The sequence below is a fragment of the Sphaerisporangium sp. NPDC049003 genome, assembly GCF_043197795.1.
In the GTDB taxonomy this organism is placed as follows: Bacteria; Actinomycetota; Actinomycetes; order Streptosporangiales; family Streptosporangiaceae; genus Sphaerisporangium.
This window is the reverse complement of sequence record NZ_JBICTU010000005.1, coordinates 291734-317865: the sequence shown is the minus strand read 5'-3', so window position 1 is coordinate 317865 and position 26132 is coordinate 291734. Positions and strand designations below refer to the sequence as shown.

Below are 26132 nucleotides of genomic sequence, written 5' to 3'. Positions count from 1 at the left end.
GCGGTGGGTCTCCGTAATCCTGTATGGCCTCATGAGGCCATACAGGATTACTCACCGCGTCGATCTCCCCGGCCAGACGGTACGGACGCGGCGGGCCGAGCAGAACCGGCCCCCGGCCTCACCGATGGCCGCGCCCAGGACCGGTGTCACGCGGGCCCGCCCTCCATGGACCTCCTGGCCCTTTCGATGACCTCCTCCGTGGTTAGCGGACTCTTGGGATGGTGGCTCAGGCACAGAGGAGCCTGCGTCTTCTCGAACCTCGCCCCCTCGATGGCCGCGTAGAACTGCCCGGTGCTGAGCCGGCCGATGTCGGTGATGTGGCTGCCCTTGGCCTGGGCCATCTCCCTGGCGGCGTCGATCTGCGTCGGGCTGTTCAGCAGGCCGAAGAACTGGGTCGCGGAGTTCCCCGGAATCCGGTTGTGCAGCCCTCTCGGAGCCTGCGTCGCGAACACCAGCCCGAGCCCGTACTTCCGAGCCTGGGATGCCAGAGCCAGCGTGCTGTGCGTGCAGGCGGTCATCGCACCGGACGGGGCGAACGTCTGCGCCTCGTCCATGACGAACAGACCCCCCAGCGGGCGGTCCCCGGACGGATGCTTCTTGATCCAGGCGAACAGCGCCATCTGCAACTGGTTGACGAAGCTCTGCCGCTGGTCGTCTGACGGCAGTCCGACGAGACTGATCACCGAAACGCGGGCCCGCTTCCCCTCGGGCGGGGTCAACAGGATCCCCGGGTCCATGGGCGCACCGGCACCGCCGAACAGCGGATCATTCACCATCGCCGCAGTGAGGTTCTGCGCGATGTCGGCCGCGAGCTTCTCCGCGTGGAGAAGCTCGCTCACCCCCTCCGGCAGCGCGGCCAGGACGTCGATGAGGCCCCGAAGACTTGTCGGGCCCCGGTGTCCGTAGTACCGCAGCGTCTCGCGGAGCACTGCCAGTCCCTGGTGGACTTTGTTGGTGTTGCCCACGAGCTTGGCGCGGGGAGCGATGGACGCGACGGCGGCGTCCACGGCCTCGCGGAACTCGTCGGGATCATCTGACACGCCGCTGAAGTCGGGCAACGGCTGGAAGCTGAGCGGACGCCCCGCGTCGCGCAGCGGTGTCCAGACCACGACGTCGGTGTTCGCCAGGTACTCCTTCGCCTTCCCCGCGTCGCCCATGCCCCAAAGCGGCGGCTCTTCCGGCCAACCGTCCCCAAGACGAGCGAGGTCGTTGTTGGGATCGAGCACGATGGACGAGACCCCCTGGAGCGCGCACTCCTCGACCAGACGCCGGATCAGCACGGTCTTGCCCGACCCCGATCCGGCGAAGATCGCGGTGTGCTTGCGAAGCGCCTCCAACTCCACGTTGACGGCCCTGCCGCCCGTGATCGTCGTGCCGATCGTGATGGACGGCGCCCATCCCATGACCGTCTTCTTCGCCGGGGGCGGTGCCGGCGCCGATGCCTCCTGAACGCTCCCCGTGGGAACGCTCCATGCCCCACCCGCCGGTTCTTCGGCAGATGTCGAGCCGGAGGCCCCGTTCGCGGCCACTGTCGTCGGGTGCCCGGCCTCCCCCGATGGCATGGACAAGCCCGTGAGCCAGGCGACGTCCTCGGGACGTCCGGACGCAACGTCCCCGTTCTCGCCCAGGGCCTCTTTGAACAGAAGGATCTTGTTGGCAGGCTTTCGCTCCACGAGCCAGGCATGCAGGTTCGGGGGATTCTCAGCCAGTAGATCCCGCAGCGCCGCGAGTCTCCTCAGATCGTCCTCCCCGACGGGAAGGGCCCTACCACCGGCCTTCTCGAACGCCGCGACAGCCTCCTGCGTGCGAACACCGGGAGACCAATCGTCATTTCGCAGGACGAACAGCCGTCGTTGCGGCACCTCGGCGTCCAGTCCGGCCGCCACACAGGCGGTGCGCAGCCGATTGAGCGCGGCTATCGCGTTGGGAGCCGCGATCCCGCGAAAGGACCAGTGCGCCTCGTCTTCGTTGTGCTCACTCAGGCTGCGGCGGAGTCGCGCGTGCAGAGAGGGCTTCGCACTGGGCGCCGCATCCTGGTCGAACTCCCTGCCGCCCTCGCCCTGCCCGGCGATCCAGGCGGCGAGCCCCGCGGACAGGAGTTTCGGCATCTCGGCGTCCTCGGTCGTGAAGTCGAGGGCCAGCTTGCCGTCCGCGTTCTTCACCAGTTCCGCGAATCGGAGGTCCAGTGCGGACAAATCGGGCAGAGGTGACACCGGTCCGTCCGGGAGAGGGATTTCGTCACCCGTCACGATCGGGTCGGCCAGGCACTCCAGCTCTTTGACCACACCACTCAGCAGGCAGCTCTGGATGTGGCTGTCGATCTTTTTGAGGAGTTCCCGCGGGTTGAAGTCGGGGGCTTCATCGAACGCGGACGGTTTCACCGGCCAGGTTGGATAGGGAGGGCGGAAACCGATCTTACGGAACCGCGCGGTGAACCTCTTCTCAATCAGGTCGTGGCCGATCTTGGCATCGGGGATCGCCATGAGCGGCACCGTCTCCCGGAACCGGTCCTGGACCGTGTCGGTCGCGATCTCCTTGATGAAGATCCAGGTCGGCGGGATGCACGAGACCATGATGAGCGTGCGGTGGGTGTACTCCCGCAGGGCCATCAGGCCCCCGGCGACCTGCTCGATAACAAGCGCCTCGCGCCAGCCTTGGGCTGTCTCCCTGTTCCTGCTGTTGATGGACGCCTGCGCGATGAGGACGTCGATCTGGTCGACGGCGATCACGGACGGCCCGGTGAAGGCGAGGAGCCGGGAAATGTCCCGGACGATCTCCTGCGGCGTTTTGCGGGTCTGCCGCATTCCCCATTTGGCGCGCTCACCCGGTTCCTCTTCGGAGTTCGAAGACAGGTACGTGAGTCCGACATCCTGCGCCCGCCAGTCTTCGGAGGCACACAGGACCAGTGCGCGAGCGGTGTCTTGGACGTCACCGCCCACGCGCGGGTCGAAGCGGCGCAACGCGTCCACGAAGGCGTCCAAGGCCTCTCTCGAAAGCGGCGCCTTCCCGATCAACTCCCGCCGGGAAAGCCGTTGCACGCCCACCAGCGAGGACAGGCGCCGCAGAAACATCCTGAGCTGGCTCTCACCGTCGACCTCGCGCGCCAGGCTGTCCTGCACCGAGACCACGACGCTTTCCCAGAAGTCCTTGGCGTCAAGCAGGCCCACCAGGAAGAAGTAGCCGCCTTCCTGCTGCACCTTCTCCCTCACCCAGCCGAGCAGGTGCGTCTTGCCGGTTCCGCGTCCCCCCTGGACGGCCACTCCGATGGGGCTCGCGTGTACGCTGTCGCCGGCCTCCGCCAATCCGTCGAGAATCGCCTGCACTGTGCTGCGGTGCAGGCCGTCGACATGGAATTCCGAGGGATGCCACACGTCACCCGGACCCTCGACCCAGTTGAATCTGAGCGCCTCCAGGGCACGCCGCTCGTCGCCCGTCATCATGCCCCAATCCAGAGCGCGTGCTTCGCCTGATCGCCGATGGTCACCGCCGCCTCGCGGTCCTCCTGGGTCAGGGTCTTCTGGTTGGACTCGGGGATGAGAGTCACGTCGGGCATCCGGTTCATCAACCTGAGCGTTTGATCGACGGCTGCTCTCGGCAAGTCGGAGATGAGCGCACGGATCTCGGTGAGCCCGATCCAGGTGCCCGGCTTCTCGGCCAGCTGGGTGTAGGCGGCACGGATACGCGCCTCGACGGCCGAATCGGGTGAAGGCCGGCCGGACGGCACAGGGAAGGCCGCCGGGGGCGAATCGTCGAGCGACGAGGATTCGCTCGACGACGCGAAGATGTCGGCGAGCCTGCGGTCGGTGCGATCCATGAATGCCTGCAGGCCGACCAGCAGCGCGTAAAGTGCAGAACCGGCCGAACCTGTAGTCCTGACGATGCCGCCGCGAAGCTCTTCACTCAAACGCGCCCAGCCAGCGTCGGTCAGTACGTGAAAGAACGTCCGACCCTGCTTCCAGCTTTCGACCAGCTTCAGGTCGTTCAGCTTGAGACGGGTCTTGCCGGTAATCGTCAGGCCGTAGCGCTCGCTGAGATCCAGATTCGAGACCTCTCCTGCCTCGCACATCAGTACCAGCAAGGCGGCGGTTTCGGACGGCTTTAATTTTTCTTCAGACATGTCCTGATCCTTCGAATGTTGGGGAGCGGCGGCCGTGGAGGAAACGCCTCAGCTGGCCGACGACGGCTTCTGTGTCGGTTAAGACCTGGTTATTCGTGAAGCGCAGGACGGCGTAGCCGTCGAGCTGGAGTTGCACGTCGCGGTTCCGGTCCGTCTCGAACTTGAGCGAGGCGCGATGCTCATGGCCGTCGATCTCGACCACGCACCGCTCCTCCTGCCACAGCAGGTCGACCCGGATGGGGTTGGCGAGGGCGTGTGACTGGTAGGTCTGGTTCCAGGCCCGTCCGCGCGCCCACGAGCACGACGCGAGCGCCGCCTCAAGGGCCCGCTCCGCCTTGCTGGCCGGATGCGGCATTCCCGCGACGGCCGGGTACCTGAGCGGACCGCCACCCTCCGGCAGCGGCGGCGCCTCCCGGCCGAGGCCGTCCACCTCACCGGGCACGCGTAGGGTCATCGCCCCCACGCGGTCGACGGCGGCCAGCGGCGGGCCGGTCAGCCAGACGCCGAAGCCGCCCCGGTCGGCCAGCCACTCGCACCCGGCGACGAGCACCTCTTCCTCGAAAGGCGTGAGGTCCTCGGGGACCTGCATGAGGATCGCGGCCTCACGCCGGCCGAAGCTGGACGCGAGCACCCGCGCGAGACCGGAGGCCCGCACCTCGGCACCGAACCGGGTGGCCTGAGGACCGGAACGGGTGGCTCCGAGCGGCGTGCCCCTCAAGGACAGTTCGGCCAGGTCGGCGAGGAACGGGCCGAAGTGGTGGCTGGTGGAGGCCATTCGCATGGCGAGGGCACGTGCGGCGCGCACCCCCGCGCCGCCCGGGCCGTCGATGGCCTCCGCGCCCGGGAGCCAGGACGGGAACAGTTCGACGGCGGCCTTCTCGAGTTCGCGCAGGGCCGTGGAGACCATTTCGGCCACGGAACGTGCCGCGTCCGGGAAGTACGTGAGAATCGCCGGCGCGCCGTCAGGGGGCGGTTCGGCCGACAATGCAGTGGTGTCGGCATTCAGCCCTGAAAGTCGCACCACGCGACCTATCGGCAGGTCCACCCACGACAGCGCCACGCTTTTCCCTCGGATTCCGGCCGTTCCCCGCTGGATTGCCGAGGTTATATTAAAAGGTCACCATGCGCACCACATTGCCCAAGACTCGTTAATTTGCACTGCTTTCACCAGCGCAAGCGCCGCAGACGCCCAGATCCGCTAATCGGTTTACCTGCCACGCGAACCGATACACCAGGTAAGCAAGAAAGGGATGGATACCGGAAAGCGGTGACGGTCCGTGTCCCTAAGGTCCGTGTCCCTAATCAGGGGGAATACAAGAAGGGCCGGGTACGGCGATGCCGTACCCGGCCCCCAGGCCGATGCCGTACCCGGCCCCCAAGGCCGATGGCGTCAGCCCAGCGTGCAGGCCGATCCGTTGAGCGTGTACGCGGTCGGCGAGGCGTCGCTCGCGGCCCAGGTGCCCTGGAAGCCGAACGAGGTGTTGCCCCCGGGCGGGATCGACCCGTTGTGCGCGACGTTCTTGGCGGTCACGGCGGCGCCGCTCTGCGTCACGGTGGCGTTCCAGGCGCTGGTCACCCTCTGGTCGCCCGGGAACGAGAAGGCGAGGGTCCATCCGTTCACCGCGCTCGTGCCGGTGTTGGTGACGGTCACGTTGGCCGTGAACCCACCCGCCCACTCGTTCTTGACGTACGCGACCTTGCAGGCCCCGCCGCCTCCGCCGCCCCCGGAGGTGGTCACCGTGACGGTGTTGGAGGCAGGCGAGGTGTTGCCGGCGGCGTCGCGGGCCCGTACCGAGAAGGAGTACGACGTCGAGGCCGAGAGCCCTGTGGCGTTGTAGGACGTGCCGCTCGCCGTGCCGACCACCGTGCTGCCCCGGTAGACGTCGTACCCGGTCACGCCCACGTTGTCGGTGGATGGGCTCCACGACAGGCTCACGCCGCTGGAGGTGACGTTGGAGGCCGTCAGGTTCGAGGGAGCGCTGGGAGCGGTCGTGTCCCCGCCGCCTGAGCCGCCGATGCTGTACGAGAAGCTGTTCACGGCGAGGCCGGTGCCGCCGACCCAGGGCTCGAACCCGGCCTGCACGCTGGTGACGTACCACGAGCTCTGGGCGTACCCCCGGCTCAGCATGTCGTTGTAGAACGCGCTGACGGGGAAGCTGATCGAGCTGGTCGGCGAGGTGCGCACGTACGAGACGACGTTCCAGCCGCTGTTGCCGTACCACACGTCCCACGTGCCGCCCGCGAGGTTCACGGTGGCGACCCGGGAGCCGACCGGCTGGACCGACCCGGTGTGGTTGAGCCAGACCATCAGCTCGGCGCCGGTGTTCTGCCCGTCGGTGCGGGCCGTCGGGTCGAACCAGATGTCGTACGACGCGTCGTACACGCCCGCCGACGACGGGTAGGTCATGCTGACGCTGGTCTGGATGCCGGCGAACCTGCTGTCCGACACGCGCAGCGGCAGCCCGCTCCCGGTGGTGCAGTTCGCGTAGTGGCATCCGGCGTAGACCGCGGGATAGGAGCCCGGGGCGCCGTTCTGCGGCTTGTTGTGGCTCGCCTGGGTGACGGTGAACCCGGTCGAGGTGACGTTGATGCACTGCTGGGTGTCGTCGCCCCAGTTGTTGTTGATGACCGCGTACTTGCCGCCCGCGATGGTGGTCGCCCCGTACTTCTCGCAGATCACGGTGTCCGCCCTGGCCGGGCCGGTGACCACCACCAAAAGGAGGATCGAGCCCACGGCGGCGAGGACGGCCGTCAGGGCTCGCAGTGCTCGACGTTTCATCTTGACTCCGGGGGATGAGGTGGTGGGAGCGCTCCCATTCCCTCGTGACATTAGGACGGGCTCACGCCCCCGCGACAGCGGCCGTGAGGGGAACCCGTACTCGCCACCGTCTGACCAGGCGTTACACGCCTTTTCAGGGTGAAACTTTCACCCCTGGACGCGGAGGTCGCCCGGCCTCGGCCACGGCGGCCCTCGCGACGTTGCCGGGCATCCCGCCGAAGATGAACCCGTGGAAGGGATAGACGCCCCACCAGTACAGGTGGCCGAGCAGGCCTCGCGGGTGGAAGATCGCCCGCTGGCCGTACAGGGTCCTGCCGTCCTGCCGCGCGCAGGTCATCTCCAGCCAGGCGAGCCCGGGCAGCCGCATCTCGGCGCGCAGCCGGAGCAGGTGGCCCGGCTCGATCTCCTCCACCCGCCAGAAGTCGAGCGCGTCGCCGACCCGGAGCCTGTAGGGGTCGCGCCTGCCCCTGCGCAGCCCGACCCCGCCGACCGCGCGGTCGAACAGGCCCCGGATCCGCCAGGCGAGCGGGAGGGAGTACCACCCGGTGTCGCCCCCGATGCTCTCGATCACCCGCCAGAGCGCCTCCGGTGGAGCGTCGACCACCTCGCTGCGCTCGTCGACGTACAGGCTCCCGCCCGCCCAGTCGGGGTCGGTGGGCAGCGGGTCGCTCGGCGCGCCGGGCGTCGAGGCCGACGACCAGCGCGTGGCCACGTCGGCCTCCTTGATGCGCAGCAGGGCCAGCCGCACCGCCTCGCGGAACCCGATCAGCCCCTGGGGAGGATCCTGGATGTACCGGGCGATGTCATGCTCCCGGCAGACCGCCTCGTTGCGCAGCGACTCCACCAGCGGCCGTGCCACCCCGGCCGGGACGGGCGTGACCAGGCCCACCCAGTGGCTGGACAGGCTGGGCGTGAGCAGCGGCACGGGGATGATGAGGCGGGGAGGCAGCCCGGCCACGGCGGCGTAGCCCTGCATCATCTCGGCGTAGGTCAGGACGTCGGGCCCGCCGATGTCGAATCCCCGGCTCGTCCCCTCCGGGAGGTCCACCGCCCTCACGAGGTAGCGGAGCACGTCCCTGATCGCGATGGGCTGGGTGCGCGTGCGCACCCAGCGTGGCGTCGTCATGACCGGGAGCCGCTCGGTGAGGTACCGCAGCATCTCGAAGGAGACCGACCCCGATCCGATGATCACCGACGCCCTGAACGCCACCGTCGGCACCCCGGAGCCGAGGAGGATCCGCTCCACCTCCGCACGCGAGCTCATGTGGGGCGAGGGCCGCTCCGCGGGGGTCAGGCCGCCGAGGTAGACGATGCGGCGCACCCCGGCGTCCCTGGCCGCCTCGGCGAACGTCGAGGCGGCCCGCCGGTCACGCTCGGCGAAGTCGCGGCCGGCGGCCATGGTGTGGATCAGGTAGTAGGCGACGTCGACCCCTTCGAGCGCCGCACGCGTCTCCCGCTCCCGGGTCGCGTCCGCCACGGCGACCTCCACCCGGTCGCTCCACGTCTGACCGCGCAGGCGGTCGGCCGATCTGACCATGCACCGCACGGCATGACCGGCGTCCAGCAACTCGGGCACCAGCCTCCCGCCGATGTAGCCGGTCGCGCCGGTCACCAGACACCGGGTCATCTGACCACCCCCCGCAGTTCGCCTTCGTACAAGGAGCCCTACCCGGTCGCGCCCGTCCCGCCCCGCGGCCGGTTCGCCGACGGCGTGGCCCGGGAGCCGGATTAGCTGGGCGCGTTGGGGTAGGCCACCCGGAGCACACGTCGATTCGGAGGGTGAACCGATGCTTTACGGCAAAGAGCACGTGGACAGATATCGCGCGACCGACGGCCAGGAGGGTCACGACTGGAACGGCACGACCGTCCTGTTGCTGACCACCACGGGGCGCAACAGCGGGCAGAAGCACACGAACCCACTGATCTACCAGAAGCACGGTGACGACTACGTCATCGTGGCGTCCAAGGGCGGCGACCCGAAGTCACCCGACTGGTACCGCAATCTTGAGGCGAACCCGGACGTCGAGGTCCAGGTCGAGGGCGACAGGTTCCGCGCCCGTGCCCGCACGGCGACGCCGCAGGAGAAGCCCGAGGTCTGGCGGCTGATGACGGCCACCTGGCCCCAGTACGACGAGTACCAGACCAAGACCGACCGCGAGATCCCGGTCGTGATCCTCGAACGCGCCGGGAGCTGAGCGACACCGACGGACGCTGATCACGCTCGCGCGCCAGGCCTGGCAGCGGTCAGCCCTGGCGCGCCACGCTCCCCCGTACGGCCGGCCTCCCCGTCTCCGGCGGCCGGTGGCCCTCTTGGCGCGAAGTTTGCGAAGATACCTGCGGAAGCGATGTCCGGGCCGTCCGGCCGGCAGGGACTCCGGCGCGCGTGCGCGCCGTCAGGGAGGCAGGGGTGGGCACCGAAAACCGGAAGGCCGAGATCATGGTCGCCGAGGCCCAGAAGGCGTTCTGGGTCATGGTGGGGTTCCTCGCCTTCATCTGGCTCGTGCAGATCGCCAACTGGGCCACCGGCTACTCCCTCAGCCAGTCCTTCGGCATCGCCGCCCGCGAGCCGTCGCGGCTGCCCGACATCGTCTCGGCGCCCTTCCTGCACTGGAGCTGGGCGCACATCGAGGGCAACTCCGGGCCGCTGTTCGTCTTCGGCTTCCTCGCGGCCTACCGGGGGGTGATGAAGTTCCTCGGCGTCACCGCGCTGATCGCCGTGGCGAGCGGCCTCGGCGTGTGGTTCGTCGCAAGCCCCCTCACCGTCACGGCGGGTGCGAGCGGCGTGGTCTTCGGCTACTTCGGCTACATCCTGGTACGCGGGATCTTCGACCGGCACCGCATAGACATCGTCGTGGGCCTGGTCATGGCGCTGTGCTTCGCCTACCAGTTCACCGGGCTGCTGCCGAGCGACGAGTTCAGCTGGCAGGGGCACCTGTTCGGCTTCGTCGGCGGCATCCTCGGCGGCTGGCTGTTCCGCGACCGGCGTCCGCGCGCCGCGGCGGCCACGCAGGGCGCCCCCGCCGCCGGGGCCGTGGGCGGCTTCCCCGCCAAGGGCCTGGAGAGGCCGCCCGCCACCAGCGGCGATCCCTCCCGGGCCGCCCTGATGAAGGAGCTCGACGACCTCGGCCTGTGAGGGCCGGCACGAACGCCGCGCGAGGCGTACGCGGGCCTCGGACCGCGAGCCTTCCCCCCTGGGCGCCGGGCACGTCCGAAACGTACAAGAGCTCAGGCCGGGCCGGTGCCAGAGTGGGGGCATGCGTCAGAGACTCGACCTCATCACGCTCGGGGTGCCCGACCTCGGCAGTGTCAGGACCTTCTACCTCGACGGCCTCGGCTGGGAGCCCGCCCTGGAAGTGCCCGGAGAGATCATCTTCCTGCAGGTCGGCCACGGGCTGCTGCTGGGGCTCTTCGGGGCGGCCGACCTGGACGCCGACGTCGGCTCCGGTGAGACCGCGGGCCGCGCCGCCCCCTTCACCCTCGCGCACAACGTGGACGACGAGGAGGAGGTGAGAGCGGTGATGGAGCAGGCGAGAAGGGCAGGGGCGACGATCCTGAAGGAGCCGCAGAGAGCCGACTTCGGCGGGTTCCATGGATACTTCGCCGACCCCGCCGGGTTCCGGTGGGAGGTCTGCTTCAACCCGGGCTGGAGCGTCGCTCCCGATGGGAAGGTCACTATCGTCCCCGTGTGACCGTCCTCATCGATCCGGCGGACCGGCCAGGGCCGCGTGGCCCGCTCGTCCCCCGGTGAAGGCGAGATCAGCCAGCTCGGCCCGTACGTTCGCGCGGGCCGCGGACTCCCACAGGTCGCGTGCCATCGGCGTGCGGTAAAGCGTGGGCATCGCGAGGAGGCTCTCCAGCACCTGTGAGCGGCCGGCCCGGAAGGCCTCGTCGGGCACGTGCCGGTACTCCTCCCGCACGGCGCGGGCATAGGCGTCGTACCCGGGCCCGGCGAGCACGGCGAGGTCGGCGTCGCACAGCACTTCGCCGTCGCGGTCGCCGGGCGCCGGGTCGTGGGTGGCCGTCAGCCGTACGAGCCTGGCCACCTCACCGACCAGCGCGGCGCCACTCCCTGAAGGCCGTGGAGACCGCGCCGGCCCGGAAGGCGCTCCCGGCAGCGGCAGGAGGCGGGGAAGGCGGGACTGCGCGAGCTGGGCGCTGCGCTCCTCGTCGCGGCCGGGCCTGCCGTCGTACACCGCGTCGTGGAACCAGGCGGCCAGCCGCACCGCCACGGGGTCGGCGGCGAGCACCGCGATCGGCTCGATCGCCGTGAGCACGCCCCGCAGGTGGTCGAGCGTGTGATAGCGCCGGTGCGGCTCGGCCCACCGGGCGATCAGCTCCGCCCCGACGGCCAGAGCCGCCGGGGACCCGCCCGCGAGCACCGACCACTCGTCCGCTAGATCACGCATCCCCCAATCGTCCCATGCGTACGCCCGCCCGAGGGCTCCCGTCCGGGCGAGGACGCCCAAGGCCCGACGGTGACCGGGAAGTCCTGGGAAGGCGGTCAGTCGGCGATGTAGGAGATCGAGCGCACCTCGTAGCCGCGCGCCGCGCTGCCACGGGTGTGCATGAACATGGCGCCGCCCTCGTAGGAGTAGGCGCAGGACTTCCCTCCCTTTTCTGGGTCGCAGCCCTGGAAGACGTAGCCGGGCCCGCCGAACCTGGTGCGGAACAGCGTCTTCACCGCGCCCGTGGAGGCGATCTCCCAGCCCCGGTTCCTGTCCCCCGCCTTCCACGCGCCGTACAGGTACTTCGCGGCCCTGTCGGCGGTGGTGAGGTGCCGTGACTCGTACACCTTGGCGACCGTGCCGCCCGAGACGATCATCCGGATGCCGTTCAGCGCGCCGGGCACGCGGACGCTGGTGTGGACGAACCGGCACGTGGTGCCGGCGCAGCCGTCGAACCGGTCAGGCGCCCGGTAGGCGTACGCGAACAGCGTCTTCACCGCCGCGGGGCTCGCCACGGCGGCCGCCGCGGTCCTGTCGCCCTTCAGCCAGGCCTTGAACAGCCTCTTCGCGACGCTCGCCGGGGCCGGCACCGCCTCCCGCGCCTTCACGGCCGTACCCGCCCGCGCCGCCGTGCGCGCCTCGGCGGGCACGGGGAGAACGAGCACTCCCGCCGCCGCCAAGACCACGGCCGCCTTCGATCCACGCATCGCCACTCCCTCTCCCCCGGAGCCTGTCCGGCTCCCGCAGGAAGACGCGGGAGCCGGCACCGGGGTTCACAAGATTCACCAGGCGACGATCTCCGGGCCTCCGGCGGCCCGCTCGTGATCGAGGGCTCCGCCACGCCGGGGTGAGGAAGCTTTCCGGGGGGTCGCGTAACCGGGCCGTGGAGAATCTTGGACCGACCATGGCGCGGCTTTCGGCAGTATTGACGGTGTGACCCTCCTCGAGCACCTTCCCCAGGACACCGGCCCCGACGCCCTCTTCGAGGCCTTCGCGGAATGGAACTCCCAGCGCGGGCTCACGCTGTACCCCGCGCAGGAGGAGGCGCTCATCGAGATCCTCTCCGGCAACAACGTGATCCTTTCCACGCCGACGGGGTCCGGCAAGAGCCTGGTCGCGGCGGGCGCCCACTTCGCCGCGCTGGCCGCCGGCGAGCGCACCTTCTACACCGCGCCCATCAAGGCCCTGGTGTCGGAGAAGTTCTTCGACCTGTGCGCCGTCTTCGGCACCGAGAACGTCGGCATGATGACCGGCGACGCCGCCGTCAACGCCTCGGCGCCCATCATCTGCTGCACGGCGGAGATCCTCGCCAACATCGCCCTGCGCGACGGCAAGGACGCCGACATCGGCCAGGTCGTGATGGACGAGTTCCACTTCTACGCCGAGCCCGACCGGGGCTGGGCCTGGCAGGTGCCGCTGCTGGAGCTGCCGCAGGTGCAGTTCGTCCTGATGTCGGCGACGCTCGGCGACATGACGCGGTTCGAGACCGACCTGACGCGGCGCACGGGGCGCGAGACGGCGGTGGTGCGCTCGGCGACGCGCCCGGTCCCGCTCTTCTACAGCTACCGCACGACCCCGCTGCACGAGACGCTGGAGGAGCTCCTCTCCACCCAGTCGGCGCCGGTCTACGTGGTCCACTTCACGCAGGCGTCGGCCATGGAGCGGGCCCAGGCCCTGATGAGCGTGAACATGTCGACCAAGGCCGAGAAGGAGGCGATCGCCTCCCTCATCGGCGGTTTCCGCTTCACGACCAAGTTCGGACGGGCGCTGTCCCGGCTCGTACGGCACGGCATCGGCGTCCACCACGCGGGGATGCTGCCGAAGTACCGGCGGCTCGTGGAGCGCCTCGCCCAGGCCGGGCTCCTGAAGGTGATCTGCGGCACCGACACCCTCGGCGTCGGCGTCAACGTGCCGATCCGCACGGTGCTGTTCACCGCGCTCAGCAAGTACGACGGCAACCGGGTGCGCCTGCTGCGCGCCCGGGAGTTCCACCAGATCGCCGGGCGCGCGGGCCGGGCCGGCTTCGACACCCTCGGCTACGTCGTCTGCCAGGCCCCCGACCACGTCGTGGAGAACGAGAAGGCCCTGGCCAAGGCCGGGGACGACCCCAAGAAGCGGCGCAGGGTCGTGCGCAAGAAGGCCCCCGAGGGCTTCGTGAGCTGGGGCGAGGAGACCTTCGAGCGCCTCCAGAAGGCCGAGCCCGAGCCGCTGAGCTCGCGGTTCAAGGTCAGCAACGCCATGCTCCTGGCCGTCATCAACCGCCCCGGCGACTGCTTCGCGGCGATGAAGAGCCTGCTCACCGACAACCACGACGAGCGCAGGGCCCAGCGCCGGCACATCAGCCACGCGATCGCGATCTACCGCTCGCTGCTGGCCGGCGGGGTCGTCGAGAAGCTGAGCGAGCCCGACGAGTACGGCCGCATGGCGCGCCTCACCGTCGACCTCCAGCAGGACTTCGCGCTCAACCAGGCGCTGTCGACGTTCGCCCTGGCGGCCTTCGACCTGCTGGACGCCGAGTCGGTGACCTACCCGCTGGACATCGTCTCGATCGTCGAGTCGACGCTCGACGACCCCCGCCAGATCCTGCACTCCCAGCTGAACAAGGCGCGCGGCGAGGCCGTGGCGCAGATGAAGGCCGACGGCATCGAGTACGAGGAGCGCATGGAGCTCCTCACCGAGATCACCTATCCCATGCCGCTCCAGGAGCTGCTGTTCGGCGCGTACGAGACCTACAGGCGCGGGCACCCGTGGGTGGGCGACTACGCCGTCAGTCCCAAGTCGGTCGTGCGCGAGATGTACGAGCGTGCGATGACGTTCACCGAGTACGTGCAGTTCTACGAGCTGGCGAGGTCCGAGGGCACGGTGCTGCGCTACCTCGCCGACGCCTACCGCACGCTGAGCCGCACGGTGCCCGACCACATGAAGACCGAGGACCTTCAGGATCTCATCGAGTGGCTCGGCGAGCTGGTGCGCCAGGTCGACTCCAGCCTGCTGGACGAGTGGGAGCAGTTGCAGAACCCCGCCGACGAGCTGGAGCGGCCCAGCCTGGAGGAGAACACCAGGCCGGTCACCGGCAACCGGCGGGCCTTCCGGGTCCTGGTGCGCAACGCCATGTTCCGCATGGTCGAGCTGGCTGCGCTGGAGCGGTACGACGAGCTGCGCGAGCTGGCCGACATCGACTGGGAGAGCGCGCTCGACGCGTACTTCGAGGAGCACGACGAGATCCGCACCGGCCCGGACGCGCGCGGTCCCGCCCTGCTGCTCATCGAGGAGGAGAAGGAGCTCTGGCGGGTCCGGCAGGTGCTCCACGACCCGGCGGAGGACCACGACTGGGGCATCAGCGCCCAGGTCGACCTCGCCGCCTCCGACGAGGAGGGCCGCGCCGTGGTCCACGTCATCGGCGTCGACCGCCTCTGACCCCTGCCCAGGTGAGGGCTCAGCCGCCGGAGGAGTCGAGCTCGGCGTCGCCGGGGACGGCGACGTCCCAGGGGTCGTCGAGCCAGCCGGCGGGCAGGTGGACCCGCTCGCGGGCGTTGGACTTGCCGCGCGGCCCGTCGGCGGCGTCCCCGGGCCACGGCTGGTCACCTGGCAGCAGGGCCAGGCGCTCGCCCACCTCGGCCAGTGAGCGGGCGGTGGCGAGCTCGCGGCGCGGTTCCGCGCCGACGGTGAAGCCCTTGAGATACCAGCCGATGTGCTTGCGGAAGTCCAGGACGCCGTGGGTCTCGCTGCCGTAGAACTCCACGAGCAGCCCGGCGTGCCGCCTCATGGTCGCGGCCACCTCGCCCAGCGTCGGCCGTACGCGCTCCTGCCCGCCCTCGAAGGCGCTGTCGAGGTCGCGGAAGAGCCAGGGACGGCCGAGGCACCCCCGGCCCACCACGACCCCGTCACAGCCGGTGCGCTCCATCATGCGCAGCGCGTCGCCGGCGCTCCAGATGTCGCCGTTGCCCAGCACGGGGATCTCGGGGACCGCGTCCTTCAGGCGGGCGATCGCCTCCCAGTCGGCCGTGCCGCCGTAGTGCTGCACCGCCGTGCGGCCGTGCAGGGCGATGGCGCTCAGGCCCTCCTCGACGGCGATGCGGCCCGCGTCGAGGTAGGTCAGGTGATCGTCGTCGATGCCCTTGCGCATCTTCATCGTGACCGGGAGCGTGCCCGCGTTCGCCACGGCCTCGCGCAGGATGCGCCGGAGCAGGTCGCGCTTGTACGGCAGCGCCGACCCGCCGCCCCGCCTGGTGACCTTGGGCACCGGGCAGCCGAAGTTGAGGTCGACGTGGTCGGCCAGGCCCTCCTCGGCGATGATCCGGACGGCCCTGCCCACGATGGCGGGGTCGACGCCGTAGAGCTGGATGCTCCTGGGCCGCTCCCCCGGCTCGAAACGGATCATCGCGAACGTCTTGGGGTTGCGCTCGACCAGGGCCCTAGTCGTGATCATCTCGGAGACGTACAGGCCACCGCCCTGCTCGCGGCAGAGCGCGCGGAACGGGGCGTTGGTCACTCCCGCCATCGGCGCGAGGACCACCGGGGGCCAGACCTCGATCGCACCTATCTTCACCTGCCCATTTGTACCCCACCTCGAAGGAGGAGTGGTGAATCGCCTGGTCCGGCCCCCTGCCGCTTGGACCGGAGGGAGCACGGACGGATAGATTGGGGGGCAGGTGCCGTCGCACGTGACACCGGAGGCCGCTGGATGCTCCTGAGACTGCGTATCTCACTGTCCGACCGCCCGGGAACCCTGGGCCAGGTGACACGCGTCCTCGGGATCGCGGGTGCCGACATCATCCAGCTCGTCGTCCTGGAGCGCGGCGAGGGCCGGGCCGTGGACGACCTCACGGTCTACTGGCCCGACTCGGCCCCCCGCGACACACTCGTCCAGGGGCTCGAAAGCGTTCCCGACATCATCGTCGAAGGGGTGTGGGGCACCCGTGAGGCCCCGGGCACCTATCCCGAGCTGGAGATCCTCAAGTACATCACCACGGCCGGAGACCGGGCCCTGGCCACGCTGATCGACTCCATGCCCGTGCTGTTCAGCGCCGACTGGGCCGCCGCCGCCACCGAGAGGACCCCGAGGACCGTCGTCCACTCCAGCTGGCGTGCGCCGGACGACGTGCCGTTCCCCTCCATCACGCCGCCCCGGCCCGAGGCGCACACCCTGCCCTCCGGCCTTCACATCGTCGCGGCGCCCCTGCCGCCGCTCGCGCTCACGTTCCTGCTGGCCAGGGCCGACGGGCCGCCCTTCCACCGCATCGAGGTCCACCGGCTCACCCGGATCCTGGAGATCTTCCTGACCCTCCCGGCCGTCGAGCGCAGCGTGGCCCGCAACTTCCGCGGATCGGCCGCCGGTTAGGCACAGGCGCGGAAAACCCGCTAGAGTTCCGTGACGTCGCCGCGGGTGGGAAACCGCCCCGCGGAAGGCACGCGGACGTGGCTCAGCTGGTAGAGCATCACCTTGCCAAGGTGAGGGTCGCGGGTTCGAATCCCGTCGTCCGCTCGGAGAGGTCTCCACTCAGAGGCCTCGCCCTGGTGGAGTGGCCGAGAGGCGAGGCAGCGGCCTGCAAAGCCGCGTACACGGGTTCAAATCCCGTCTCCACCTCTGCGTGACGATCAAGCAAGGGCGATTAGCTCAGTGGGAGAGCGCTACCTTGACACGGTAGAGGCCACTGGTTCAATCCCAGTATCGCCCACCCCCGATTCCCCAGGTCGCCGACCTGGGGAATCCCTTTTTACCAGCGTCTTTCAGGGCAGGCGGCCGACGTGCGCGAGGGCCTGCTTCAGCAGGACGTCCTGCCCGCCGATCATCTCCTGCAGCACCTGCGGTGACGCGGCCTCCTGCGGCGTGAACCAGACGAGGTCGAGGGCGTCCTGCCGGGGGCGGCAGTCTCCCGCGACCGGCACCACGTAGGCGAGGGACACCGCGTGCTGCCGGGGATCGTGGTACGGCGTGACGCCCGGCTCCGGGAAGTACTCGGCGACGGTGAACGGCTGCGGAGAGATCGGGACGCGAGGCAGCGCCACCGGGCCGAGATCCTTCTCCAGGTGGCGCATGAGCGCGTCACGGACCCGCTCCTGGTACAGCACGCGGCCGGACACCAGAGCACGGCTGACCGTCCCGTCCGCTCCGATGCGCAGCAGCAGGCCGACATGCGTCACCGCTCCGGTGTCGTCGACGCGCACCGGCACGGCGTCGACGTAGAGGATCGGCATCCGGGAACGCGCCGACTCCAGCTCCCCAGGATCAAGCCAGCCGGGCATTGTTTCGGTCATTTCGGTCACCAGCCGATCGTACTTCGCTGCCGGTCCGGTGGTGTCACGGTCTCCCCTCGCACTCCGGCAGCCGGGCGCAGGCGACGAAGTGGTCAGGTTCCTCCTCAAAGAGGCCGCCCGAGGCCCCGCTGTCGTGGTACGGGCAGGACTCGACCGGCTCGGCGTCCTGCCAGGGCTCCCGCAGCCGGGGCACGGCCGCGAGCAGCTGCCGGGTGTAGGGGTGCAGCGGCCGGCCGAACACCTTCCCGGTCAGGCCCATCTCGACCACCGCGCCGCGCCGCAGCACCACCGTGCGCTCGGCCAGGTACGTGCCGAGCGACAGGTCGTGGGTGATGTACAGCACGCCCAGCCCGCGCGCCTTCAGCTCGGCCAGCAGGTTCAGCACGTCGATGCGCGTCGAGGCGTCCAGCATGCTGGTGATCTCGTCGGCCACCAGCAGCTTGATGTCCAGCAGCAGCGCCCGCGCGATGAGCAGCCGCTGGAGCTGGCCGCCGCTGAGCTGGTGGGGGAACTTCCCGAGGATCTGGTCAGGGGTGAGCCGCACATCCTCCAGCGAGGAACGAACGCGGCCCGCCCACTCGGCCTCGGGCACGCCCGGGAAGTACACCTCCTTGATCATCCGGAAGACCCGGTCGGCCTTGAAGACGGGGTTGAACGTGCTGAAGGGGTCCTGGAAGACGCCCTGGACGTCGCGGTAGTACGCCTTGCCCGGCCTGACGGGGGCGCCGTCCAGGGTGATCGAGCCGCTGGTGGCGGGGGTCAGGCCGAGGATCATCCGGCCGAGCGTGCTCTTGCCGCTGCCGCTCTCGCCGATGAGCGAGACGACCTCGCCGGGCCGCACCTCGAAGCTCACGCCGCCCACGGCCGTCAGGGATCCGCCGCCGAAGGCCCCGACCTTGAAGACCTTCGTGACGTTGTCGAGTCTCAGCATCATGCCTTCCAGCAGGCGACGACGTGGTTGGGCTCGATCTCCACCGCCGGGGGCTCCTCGGCGCACCGGTCGAAGGCCAGCGGGCACCGCTCCCTGAACCGGCAGCCGGTGGGCGGGTCGAGCAGGGACGGGGGGCCGCCGGGGATGCCGGCCAGCTTCCGTTCGGCGTGGCGCACGCCGACCTCGGGCAGCGAGTCGATCAGGAGCTTGGTGTACGGATGGCGGGGCGCCTCGACGATCACCTTGGCCGGCGCCCTCTCGGCCACCTTGCCCGCGTACATGATCATGATCGTGTCGGCGATCTGGTAGGTGAGCGAGATGTCGTGGGTGATGAAGATCATGCTCTTCACCACCCCGTTGTCACGGAAGCCCGCCAGCGCCCGCGCCACGGCCTTCTGGGTGGAGACGTCCAGGGCGGAGGTGACCTCGTCGGCGATGAGCAGCGAGGGGTCGAGCAGCGTGGAGATCACCATCACCATGCGCTGCTTCATGCCGCCCGACAGCTCGATCGGGTAGCGGCCGAGCACCTCCCTGGACAGCCCGACCAGCTCCAGCCGCGCGTCGAGCTTGGCCGGGTCCGGCGCCACTCCCCTGGATCTCAGCAGCTCGGCGACCATCTTTCCGATCTTGCGGGTGGGGTTCATGGCGCTCATGGAGTACTGCGGCACGAGCGAGACCCGGTGGAAGCGGAAGGGGTTCATGCGCCGGTCGTCCCCGATGGGCATCACCTCGCCGTCCAGCTCGACCTCGCCGCCGATGTGGCGCATGCGCCCGTCCATCCGGATCAGGCTCTTGCCCAAGGTGGTCTTGCCGCAGCCGGACTCCCCCGCGAGGCCGAGGATCTCACCGTCCCCCACCTCGAACGAGACGCCGTCGAGCGCCCTCACCTCCCCCTTGAGCGTCTGGTAGTGCACCCTGAGATCGCTGACCCGCAGGCTCATATCTGCCTCAGTTTCGGGTTGAAGACCTCGTCGAGGCCCACGTTGGCCACGTACAGGGCGCCGACGATCGCGGTGATCCCGGCGCCGGGCGGGATGAACCACCACCACAGGCCCAGCTGCATCGCGCTCCACTGGCCGGCGTTCTGCAGCATCAGCCCGAGCGAGACGCCCTCGGTGGGGCCGAGCCCGATGAAGTCCAGCGACGAGGCGATCAGGATCGAGCCGCCGAAGAGCAGGATGAAGGTCATGAACAGGTAGGAGCTCATGTTCGGCGCGATCTCCCTGGTGATGATCTTCCAGGTGTTCGCGCCGCTGAGCCTGGCCAGGTCCACGAAGTCCCTGGTGCGCAACGAGAAGGTCTGCGCCCTGATCGCCCGCGCCGCCCACGGCCAGGAGGTCAGGCCGATGAACAGGGCCTGCGCGCCGACGCTGCGGATGCCGAGGTAGGCGTTGATGATCAGCAGCACGGCCAGGGCGGGCAGGACGAGGACGATGTTGGTCAGCATGTTGAGGATCTCGTCCACCAGGCCGCCCCGGTAGCCGGCGACGAAGCCGACCAGCATGCCGACGACCGCCGCGACCCCTCCGCCGAGGACCCCGACCAGGAAGGTGGTGCGCAGCCCGTACACGAACTGGGCGAAGACGTCCTGGCCGAAGGTCGTGGTGCCGAACCAGTACTCCCCCGACGGCGGCCGCATGGGCGGGCCGACGTACTCGTTCGGCTGCGCGGCGACCAGGATCGGACCCGCCAGCCCGAGCGCGAGGAGAGCGAGGACGATGCCGACCCCGATCAGCAGCTTGGCGTTGCGCAGCGCGAAGTACAGGGCCTCGCGCCGGACGCCCGGCGGGACCGGGGCATCGCGCGCCGGGTTTTCTTGCGGAAGAGCCGTCATGCCGACGCACCCGCCATTCCCGCCCTCGTACGCGGATCGACCACGACGTAGACGATGTCGATGATGAAGTTGGCGATCAACACGCCGAGGACGATGAACAGGAACGTGCCCTGCAACAGGAAGAAGTCCTGGTTCTGGATCGCCTTGAGGATCAGGCTCCCGAGGCCGGGATAGGAGAAGACGATCTCGGTGACGAGGGCGCCGGCCACCAGCACGCCGAGCTGGAGGGCCAGGCCGGTGATCTGCGGCAGCACCGCGTTCCTGAACGCGTACCTCCTGATCAGCCGCTGCGGGGCCCCGAGCGCCGACAGGTAGTTGGCGTAGTCGGACTCCAGCTCGTAGATGATCATGTTGCGCATGCCGATCGCCCAGCCGCCGAGCGCCACCAGGAACAGTGAGGCGAACGGCAGGGCCCAGTGGTGCAGCAGGTCCAGCACGAAGTCCAGGGACCAGTTGGGCCTGATCGAGAAGCTGTAGCCGCCCGCGACGGGGAAGATCCCGAGCACCACGCCGAAGCCCCAGGCCAGCAGGACGGCCAGCCACATGTACGGCGTCGCCGTCAGCACGTACCCCACGGGCAGGACGGTGTTGTCGAGCAGCTTCCGCCGGGCGGCGTAGGCGCCGAGCCGGTTGCCGGCGACCCAGCTCAGCAGCACCGAGGGGATCATCAGCGCCAGCGTGTACGGGACGGCGTCCAGGATGACCGTGCTCACCGGCGTGGGGAACACCCAGATGCTGATGCCGAAGTCACCGCGCAGCAGCGCGGCCCAGAAGCTCAGGTACTGCTGCCACAGGGGCTGGTCGAAGCCGAACAGGCTGGTGTAGTAGACGCGCATGGCCTCCACGGCCTCGGGCTGGGACACCCGGGCCCTGGCCAGCATGCTGGCGACCGGATCGCCCGGCATGAAACGCGGGATCATCCAGTTGATCGTGACGGCGACGACGAACGTCAGCCCGTAGATGAGCAGTTTCCGACCGAAATATCGACGCACGAGAAGTCTCCCAGAAAGGCCCCCTCCTCTTCGCGCCGTGCGAGGGAAGAGGAGGGGGCGGCATCATGCGGTCAGGAGGCCGCGGGCTGGAGCTGCGTGAGGGTCTCGAACCCGCCCATCTCCAGCCAGTTGCGCCACATCACCGGTGCGGACTTGGGCGCCCCCTCGGCCGAGGAGGGCCAGTTCTTCCACGTGCCGGTGCTGGACTGGGCCCACAGGCCGTTGTACCAGAGCGGGATGATCGGCAGCTCGTCCAGATGGATCTTCTCGATCGCCGAGACGGCCGCCTTCATGCCCGCGATGTCGTCGGTCTTGACCTGGTCCAGCTTCCGCACCAGCTCCCAGGCCGCCTTGTTCTCGTAGCGCCCGAAGTTGACCGTGTTCTGCACCTTCTGCACGGGCAGCTGGAACACGTACTGGTAGTAGGTGAACGGCGAGTTCGACAGCTGGCGCTCGTTGTTGATCACCAGGTCGAAGTCGCCCTTGCCGCGCTTCTCGACCAGCGCGTTGTAGTCCGGGAAGTCGGGCGTGACGCTGATGCCCGCCTCCTTGGCGCTGGCCGCGATCGAGCGCGCGGCCTCCATCCAGTCGGTCCAGCCCGACGGCACCATGAGGGTCAGGCTGAGCTTGGAGCCGTCCTTGTTCTCCACGAGCCCGTCGCCGTCGCGGTCCTTGTAGCCCGCGTCGGCCAGCAGCTTCTTGGCCTTGTCCTTGTCGTAGGAGAAGCCGCTCTGGCTCACCACGCCCTGGTCGACGAACTGGTCCCACTGGGGCAGCAGGCCGGTGGGGCTGGCCGCCTTCACCAGGTTCCCGTAGACGCCCTCCACGATCTTCTTGGTGTCGACCGAGGCCGCCAGGGCCTTGCGGAACGCCACGTCGTCCATGGGCTTCTTGGTGGTGTTCGGCACCAGCCACGCCGTGTTGGCCGACAGCATGTACGGCGGTTCCTTGTAGAACGTCGTGAGCCCGAAGTTGCCCTTGACCAGGTTCGCCACCCCGGGCAGGAAGTTGTTGCTGAGGTCCATGCCCTTCTGCAGCAGCAGGCCCATCGCGACCTCGTTGCTGGTGTTGACGATGTCGACGATGTACTTCGGCTTCGGGTCCATGTTGAGCGCGGTCTTGCCCCACCAGTCGTCGCGCTTGGTGAGAACGGCGCGGTCCTGGTCGTGGCCGGAGAACTTGTACGCGCCGGTGCCGACGGGGTTCTCGTTCACCCCGTTGAGCACGTCCTCCTCCGAGAGCTTGCCCCACAGGTGCTCGGGCACGATGGCCCGGTTGTAGAGGTTGAAGTCCCACTCCTGGTAGTTGGCCGTGGAGAAGGTGAACTTCACGGTCTGGTCGTCGGTGGCCTCGACGTTCTTCAGCCACTCCCAGACGTTGTGGTAGGGGATCGTCTCCATCTTGCCGAGCCCGAAGGTGAAGGCGACGTCCTTGGCCGTGAAGGGCGTGCCGTCCGACCACTTGACGCCGTCACGGATCTTGACCTCGTAGGTCGTGTCGTCGGTCCAGCCGCCGCTCTCGGCCAGCCACGGGGTGAGCTTGCCCGCGTTGGGGTCGAAGTGGAACAGGGTCTCGTAGACCAGGCCCTTCGTGCCCGTGGCCGAGTCCCACTCCCTGATCGGGTTGAAGTTCGCCGGCGGCCCCCACTGCGTGCCGCTGGTGTACAGCGTCTCGTTGCGCGGCAGGGCATTGGGGTTCGCCGGGCCGGCCGACGGCGCGCCCGCCGCCCCGGAGCCTTGGGGGGCAGGCGTCGATCCGCCGCCCGTACAGCCGGCGGCGAGCATGCCGGCCGCCAGGAGCGGGATCATGATCCGCACCCGCTTACGCATCTGTCTCTCCTTCCCCCGCCTGTGCGGCGGAGGTCCGCGTGCCTGCCAAGCCCCGATGGATCCGCTGAGCCCCGCGGAACTGTGAGAGCGCTCCCACGCTGCGACTCGCGCGCACACTCCCAGCTCTGAACCGCCGGTGGTCACACCTCGTTCGTGGTCGCGGAGCAGTCGGCCGGCGTGAGACCAGGACCGGGTCTCGACGTTTTTGCTGAACCGGATAAGTACCGAGAACGTAAAATTTCCTTGTCCGCCCTGTCAATAGCCGTGACACGTTCGAGACGTCGCGGCGGTGGACGCCCAGGACGCCGGTTATCGGCGGTGCCGAAGGACATCCCGCCGACCAGGGACGACGGCGGCCCGAAGATCCATCCGCGCCGCACATACCAGGATCAACCGCCGGACGGCGCCCCTCCGCGCCGCCCTCTGGACCCCTCGGGGACACCGGACATGAACCGATTCAGTCAGGAACGCTCACGGAACGGCGGCGACCGCCGATCGGACCCGGACGGGCCGGCCGTACGAGGCGGCGCTTGGGAGAGTGCGGGGATATCGCTTACCCGGACGTTGCCGTACAGTACCCTCGGTGCCAGTGTCGTCACCATAAGTGAACCGCAGCAGTCGTCGGCTCAAGAGAGTAGGCACGCCTATGCAGGCTTTCACACTGCCCGACTTCTACATGGCGTATCCCGCCAGGATCAACCCCCACCTGGAGCGCTCCCGCGAGCACAGCGAGGCCTGGGCCGCCCGCATGGGCATGCTCGACGCCCCGAAGCCCGGCGGAGGCGTCGTCTGGGACCAGGCGGCGCTGGCCGAGATGGACTACGCGCTGATGTGCGCCTACACCCACCCCGACTGCGACGGCCCCACCCTCGACCTGATCACCGATTGGTACGTCTGGGTGTTCTTCTTCGACGACCACTTCCTGGAGCAGTTCAAGTACTCCCGCGACCTGGCCGGGGCGAAGGCCTACCTCGACCGGCTTGAGTTGTTCATGACCGTCGAGGGGGAAACGCCGCCCGAGCCGGCCAACCCCGCCGAGGCGGGGCTGAAGGATCTGTGGGAGCGCACGGTCCCGTCGATGTCGCCCGAGTGGCGGCGGCGGTTCATCACCAGCACGCACAACCTGATGGTCGAGTCCATGTGGGAGCTCGACAACATCGACCGCGGGCGCGTCGCCAACCCCATCGAGTACATCCAGATGCGGCGCAAGGTCGGCGGCGCGCCGTGGTCGGCCAACCTCGTCGAGTTCGCCGCGCACGCCGAGATCCCCGACGGCATCGCCGCCACCCGCCCGATGCGGGTCCTGTCGGACACCTTCTCCGACGCGGTACACCTGCGCAACGACCTGTTCTCCTACCAGCGCGAGGTGCAGGAGGAGGGCGAGAACTCCAACGCCGTGCTGGTCTTCGAGCGGTTCTTCGACTGCCCGACGCAGGAGGCCGCCGAGCTCGTCAACGACCTGCTGACCTCCCGGTTGCAGCAGTTCGAGGCCACCGCGCTGACCGAGGTCCCCGCCCTGCTGGCCGAGCACGCCGTGCCCGCCCGCGAGCAGGCCGCGGTTGCGGCCTACGTCAAGGGCCTGCAGGACTGGCAGTCCGGCGGCCACGAGTGGCACGCCAGGTCCAGCCGGTACATGAACGAGGGCGCCGTCCGGGGGTCCTCGGCAGCCCTGCCAGGCCCCACGGGCCTCGGCACCACCGGCCTGGCGTTCTCCCCGGGGAGCCTCGGCCTGGAGCGCCGGGCCCGCCAGCACTCCCACCTGCCGTACCAGCCGGTGGGGCACCTGCGGCTGCCCGATCTGTACATGCCGTTCCCGATCCGCACCAGCCCGCACATCGACGGCGCGCGAGGCCACGCGGTCGGCTGGGCGCGCGAGATGGGCATGTTCGACTCGGTGCCCGGCGTGGAGCTCGGCGGCGTCTGGGACGAGCGTCGCTTCGTCGGCTTCGACTTCGCGCACTGCGCCGCCATGATCCACGCCGACGCGAGCCCCGGCGAGCTCGACCTCTCGTCCGACTGGCTGGCCTGGGGCACCTACGGTGACGACTACTTCCCGCTGGTGTTCGGGACCACTCACGACGTCGCCGGGGCGAAGCTGTGCAACGACCGGCTGCCCGCCTTCATGCCGCTGGACGCCGGGGCCACCCCCGAGCCGTCGAACCCCGTCGAGCGCGGCCTCGCCGACCTGTGGCGGCGCACCGCCGGGCCGATGGAGCTCTCCGCCCGGCGGCAGTTCCGCACGGCGGTCGAGGACATGACCTCCAGCTGGGTGTGGGAAGTGGCCAACCAGGCCCTGCACCGCATCCCCGACCCGATCGACTACGTCGAGATGCGCCGCAAGACGTTCGGGTCCGACATGACGATGAGCCTGGCCCGGCTCGCGCACACCGACGAACTGCCGCCGGGCATCTACCAGACCCGGGTGATGCGCGAGCTGGACACCGCCGCGCAGGACTACGCGTGCTTCACCAACGACCTGTTCTCCTACCAGAAGGAGATCGAGTTCGAGGGCGAGATCCACAACCTGGTCCTGGTGGTGGAGCACTTCCTCGACGTCGACCGGTGGAAGGCACGCGACATCGTCGCCGACCTGATGGAGGCGCGCATGCGGCAGTTCGAGCACATCGTCGCCAACGACCTGCCGAAGCTGTTCGACGAGTACGCCCTGGATGAGACCGCCCGCGCCATCCTCACCCGTCACGCCGACGACCTCAAGGAATGGATGTCGGGAATCCTCGAATGGCACCGCAGGTGCGCGCGGTACACCGAGGCCGAGCTCCGCCGCACCCGGCAGGCCGGCGCGCCGGAGGACTTCGCGTTCCCGCCCACGGGCCTCGGCACCTCGGCGGCACGGGTCGCCGCGCTGGTGGCCCGCCCGCAGGCCTCGTAGAGGCGGGCGCCCGGCACCGAGTGAACGGCCTCAGGTGCCGGGCGCTTTTTTTCACAT

The 26132-nt window shown here is 69.3% G+C and carries 20 protein-coding genes and 3 tRNA genes; 9 read left to right on the top strand and 14 right to left on the bottom strand.

Translation table 11 applies throughout. From position 1 onward, the window contains the following. Window positions 1–146 precede the first annotated feature (146 nt). The 5 genes from ACGFIV_RS07935 to ACGFIV_RS07915 all read right to left on the bottom strand — a co-directional run bounded on the left by ACGFIV_RS07935 (window position 147) and on the right by ACGFIV_RS07915 (window position 8523). The gene (locus tag ACGFIV_RS07935; RefSeq protein ID WP_358554145.1) at window positions 147–3440 is read right to left on the bottom strand and encodes an ATP-binding protein; all 3294 of its coding nucleotides are present in this window, start codon (window positions 3438–3440) and stop codon (window positions 147–149) included. Further along, entirely contained in the window at window positions 3437–4117 is a 681-nt protein-coding gene (locus ACGFIV_RS07930) for a hypothetical protein (protein ID WP_358554148.1), read from the bottom strand. Before ACGFIV_RS07930 ends, ACGFIV_RS07935 begins: the two co-directional genes overlap by 4 nt. Beyond that, a complete protein-coding gene (locus tag ACGFIV_RS07925) occupies window positions 4110–5024 on the bottom strand; it encodes a DUF559 domain-containing protein (protein ID WP_358554151.1) in 915 nt (304 codons plus the stop codon). The genes ACGFIV_RS07930 and ACGFIV_RS07925 overlap by 8 nt, the downstream gene beginning before the upstream one ends. A gap of 483 nt (window positions 5025–5507) precedes the next feature. Then, a complete protein-coding gene (locus ACGFIV_RS07920) occupies window positions 5508–6896 on the bottom strand; it encodes a cellulose binding domain-containing protein (RefSeq protein WP_358554154.1) in 1389 nt (462 codons plus the stop codon). A gap of 133 nt (window positions 6897–7029) precedes the next feature. Continuing rightward, window positions 7030–8523 carry an SDR family oxidoreductase gene (locus ACGFIV_RS07915; RefSeq protein ID WP_392832990.1) on the bottom strand — a complete coding sequence of 498 codons (1494 nt, stop codon included), beginning with the start codon at window positions 8521–8523 and terminating at the stop codon, window positions 7030–7032. Between the two features lie 160 nt (window positions 8524–8683). Between ACGFIV_RS07915 and ACGFIV_RS07910 the strand changes: the two genes are divergently transcribed. From ACGFIV_RS07910 to ACGFIV_RS07900, 3 genes are all read left to right on the top strand, one after another. Continuing rightward, on the top strand, window positions 8684–9091 hold the full coding sequence (locus ACGFIV_RS07910) for a nitroreductase family deazaflavin-dependent oxidoreductase (protein WP_358554159.1): 408 nt from the start codon (window positions 8684–8686) through the stop codon (window positions 9089–9091). Window positions 9092–9303: 212 nt separating this feature from the next. Continuing rightward, complete coding sequence (locus ACGFIV_RS07905; protein ID WP_358554162.1) at window positions 9304–10029, top strand: rhomboid family intramembrane serine protease; 726 nt, start codon at window positions 9304–9306, stop codon at window positions 10027–10029. Window positions 10030–10150: 121 nt separating this feature from the next. Continuing rightward, window positions 10151–10585 (top strand): VOC family protein, encoded by a 435-nt coding sequence (locus ACGFIV_RS07900; protein ID WP_392832985.1) that lies wholly within the window; start codon window positions 10151–10153, stop codon window positions 10583–10585. 6 nt (window positions 10586–10591) lie between these two features. On the opposite strand, the gene ACGFIV_RS07895 is transcribed toward ACGFIV_RS07900, so the two are convergent. Beyond that, window positions 10592–11302, bottom strand: a complete 711-nt coding sequence (locus ACGFIV_RS07895; RefSeq protein ID WP_392832982.1) for a metal-dependent phosphohydrolase — start codon at window positions 11300–11302, stop codon at window positions 10592–10594. Between the two features lie 95 nt (window positions 11303–11397). Beyond that, window positions 11398–12048, bottom strand: coding sequence for a hypothetical protein (locus ACGFIV_RS07890; RefSeq protein WP_358554170.1), 651 nt, complete (start codon window positions 12046–12048; stop codon window positions 11398–11400). 217 nt (window positions 12049–12265) lie between these two features. Here ACGFIV_RS07890 and ACGFIV_RS07885 point away from each other — a divergent pair, with 217 nt between their 5' ends. Then, window positions 12266–14758, top strand: a complete 2493-nt coding sequence (locus tag ACGFIV_RS07885; RefSeq protein ID WP_358554194.1) for a DUF3516 domain-containing protein — start codon at window positions 12266–12268, stop codon at window positions 14756–14758. A 19-nt stretch (window positions 14759–14777) separates the two neighbouring features. Here the strand turns inward: ACGFIV_RS07885 and dusB are convergent, their stop codons facing one another. After that, window positions 14778–15890 carry a tRNA dihydrouridine synthase DusB gene (gene dusB, locus ACGFIV_RS07880; protein WP_392832978.1) on the bottom strand — a complete coding sequence of 371 codons (1113 nt, stop codon included), beginning with the start codon at window positions 15888–15890 and terminating at the stop codon, window positions 14778–14780. Window positions 15891–16079: 189 nt separating this feature from the next. Here dusB and ACGFIV_RS07875 point away from each other — a divergent pair, with 189 nt between their 5' ends. The 4 genes from ACGFIV_RS07875 to ACGFIV_RS07860 all read left to right on the top strand — a co-directional run bounded on the left by ACGFIV_RS07875 (window position 16080) and on the right by ACGFIV_RS07860 (window position 17019). Further along, the gene (locus ACGFIV_RS07875; protein ID WP_358554176.1) at window positions 16080–16682 is read left to right on the top strand and encodes an amino acid-binding protein; all 603 of its coding nucleotides are present in this window, start codon (window positions 16080–16082) and stop codon (window positions 16680–16682) included. Window positions 16683–16753: 71 nt separating this feature from the next. Further along, a tRNA-Gly gene (locus ACGFIV_RS07870) sits at window positions 16754–16826 on the top strand. A 31-nt stretch (window positions 16827–16857) separates the two neighbouring features. After that, window positions 16858–16928, top strand: a tRNA-Cys gene (locus tag ACGFIV_RS07865). Between the two features lie 19 nt (window positions 16929–16947). Beyond that, a tRNA-Val gene (locus ACGFIV_RS07860) sits at window positions 16948–17019 on the top strand. A 52-nt stretch (window positions 17020–17071) separates the two neighbouring features. Here the strand turns inward: ACGFIV_RS07860 and ACGFIV_RS07855 are convergent. The 6 genes from ACGFIV_RS07855 to ACGFIV_RS07830 all read right to left on the bottom strand — a co-directional run bounded on the left by ACGFIV_RS07855 (window position 17072) and on the right by ACGFIV_RS07830 (window position 23185). Continuing rightward, on the bottom strand, window positions 17072–17599 hold the full coding sequence (locus ACGFIV_RS07855; RefSeq protein ID WP_358554179.1) for an NUDIX hydrolase family protein: 528 nt from the start codon (window positions 17597–17599) through the stop codon (window positions 17072–17074). Window positions 17600–17642: 43 nt separating this feature from the next. Further along, entirely contained in the window at window positions 17643–18530 is an 888-nt protein-coding gene (locus tag ACGFIV_RS07850) for an ATP-binding cassette domain-containing protein (protein WP_392833057.1), read from the bottom strand. Beyond that, window positions 18530–19471, bottom strand: a complete 942-nt coding sequence (locus ACGFIV_RS07845; protein WP_358554182.1) for an ABC transporter ATP-binding protein — start codon at window positions 19469–19471, stop codon at window positions 18530–18532. Before ACGFIV_RS07845 ends, ACGFIV_RS07850 begins: the two co-directional genes overlap by 1 nt. After that, on the bottom strand, window positions 19468–20364 hold the full coding sequence (locus ACGFIV_RS07840) for an ABC transporter permease (protein WP_358554185.1): 897 nt from the start codon (window positions 20362–20364) through the stop codon (window positions 19468–19470). The genes ACGFIV_RS07845 and ACGFIV_RS07840 overlap by 4 nt, the downstream gene beginning before the upstream one ends. Beyond that, the gene (locus ACGFIV_RS07835; protein ID WP_358554188.1) at window positions 20361–21356 is read right to left on the bottom strand and encodes an ABC transporter permease; all 996 of its coding nucleotides are present in this window, start codon (window positions 21354–21356) and stop codon (window positions 20361–20363) included. Before ACGFIV_RS07835 ends, ACGFIV_RS07840 begins: the two co-directional genes overlap by 4 nt. A gap of 71 nt (window positions 21357–21427) precedes the next feature. Further along, window positions 21428–23185, bottom strand: coding sequence for an ABC transporter substrate-binding protein (locus ACGFIV_RS07830; RefSeq protein WP_358554191.1), 1758 nt, complete (start codon window positions 23183–23185; stop codon window positions 21428–21430). A gap of 646 nt (window positions 23186–23831) precedes the next feature. On the opposite strand from ACGFIV_RS07830, the gene ACGFIV_RS07825 reads away from it, so the two are divergent. Continuing rightward, complete coding sequence (locus ACGFIV_RS07825) at window positions 23832–26075, top strand: family 2 encapsulin nanocompartment cargo protein terpene cyclase (protein WP_392832972.1); 2244 nt, start codon at window positions 23832–23834, stop codon at window positions 26073–26075. Window positions 26076–26132: the final 57 nt, after the last annotated feature.

Excerpts from the sequence above, each read along its gene's own strand:
- ACGFIV_RS07935 (WP_358554145.1), bottom strand. The coding sequence starts at position 3,440 with ATGATGACGGGCGACGAGCGGCGTGCCCTGGAGGCGCTCAGATTCAAC.
- ACGFIV_RS07930 (WP_358554148.1), bottom strand. The coding sequence starts at position 4,117 with ATGTCTGAAGAAAAATTAAAGCCGTCCGAAACCGCCGCCTTGCTGGTA.
- ACGFIV_RS07925 (WP_358554151.1), bottom strand. The coding sequence starts at position 5,024 with ATGGTCTCCACGGCCCTGCGCGAACTCGAGAAGGCCGCCGTCGAACTG.
- ACGFIV_RS07920 (WP_358554154.1), bottom strand. The coding sequence starts at position 6,896 with ATGAAACGTCGAGCACTGCGAGCCCTGACGGCCGTCCTCGCCGCCGTG.
- ACGFIV_RS07915 (WP_392832990.1), bottom strand. The coding sequence starts at position 8,523 with ATGACCCGGTGTCTGGTGACCGGCGCGACCGGCTACATCGGCGGGAGG.
- ACGFIV_RS07910 (WP_358554159.1), top strand. The coding sequence starts at position 8,684 with ATGCTTTACGGCAAAGAGCACGTGGACAGATATCGCGCGACCGACGGC.
- ACGFIV_RS07900 (WP_392832985.1), top strand. The coding sequence starts at position 10,151 with ATGCGTCAGAGACTCGACCTCATCACGCTCGGGGTGCCCGACCTCGGC.
- ACGFIV_RS07895 (WP_392832982.1), bottom strand. The coding sequence starts at position 11,302 with ATGCGTGATCTAGCGGACGAGTGGTCGGTGCTCGCGGGCGGGTCCCCG.
- ACGFIV_RS07890 (WP_358554170.1), bottom strand. The coding sequence starts at position 12,048 with ATGCGTGGATCGAAGGCGGCCGTGGTCTTGGCGGCGGCGGGAGTGCTC.
- ACGFIV_RS07855 (WP_358554179.1), bottom strand. The coding sequence starts at position 17,599 with ATGACCGAAACAATGCCCGGCTGGCTTGATCCTGGGGAGCTGGAGTCG.
- ACGFIV_RS07850 (WP_392833057.1), bottom strand. The coding sequence starts at position 18,530 with ATGCTGAGACTCGACAACGTCACGAAGGTCTTCAAGGTCGGGGCCTTC.
- ACGFIV_RS07845 (WP_358554182.1), bottom strand. The coding sequence starts at position 19,471 with ATGAGCCTGCGGGTCAGCGATCTCAGGGTGCACTACCAGACGCTCAAG.
- ACGFIV_RS07840 (WP_358554185.1), bottom strand. The coding sequence starts at position 20,364 with ATGACGGCTCTTCCGCAAGAAAACCCGGCGCGCGATGCCCCGGTCCCG.
- ACGFIV_RS07830 (WP_358554191.1), bottom strand. The coding sequence starts at position 23,185 with ATGCGTAAGCGGGTGCGGATCATGATCCCGCTCCTGGCGGCCGGCATG.
- ACGFIV_RS07825 (WP_392832972.1), top strand. The coding sequence starts at position 23,832 with ATGCAGGCTTTCACACTGCCCGACTTCTACATGGCGTATCCCGCCAGG.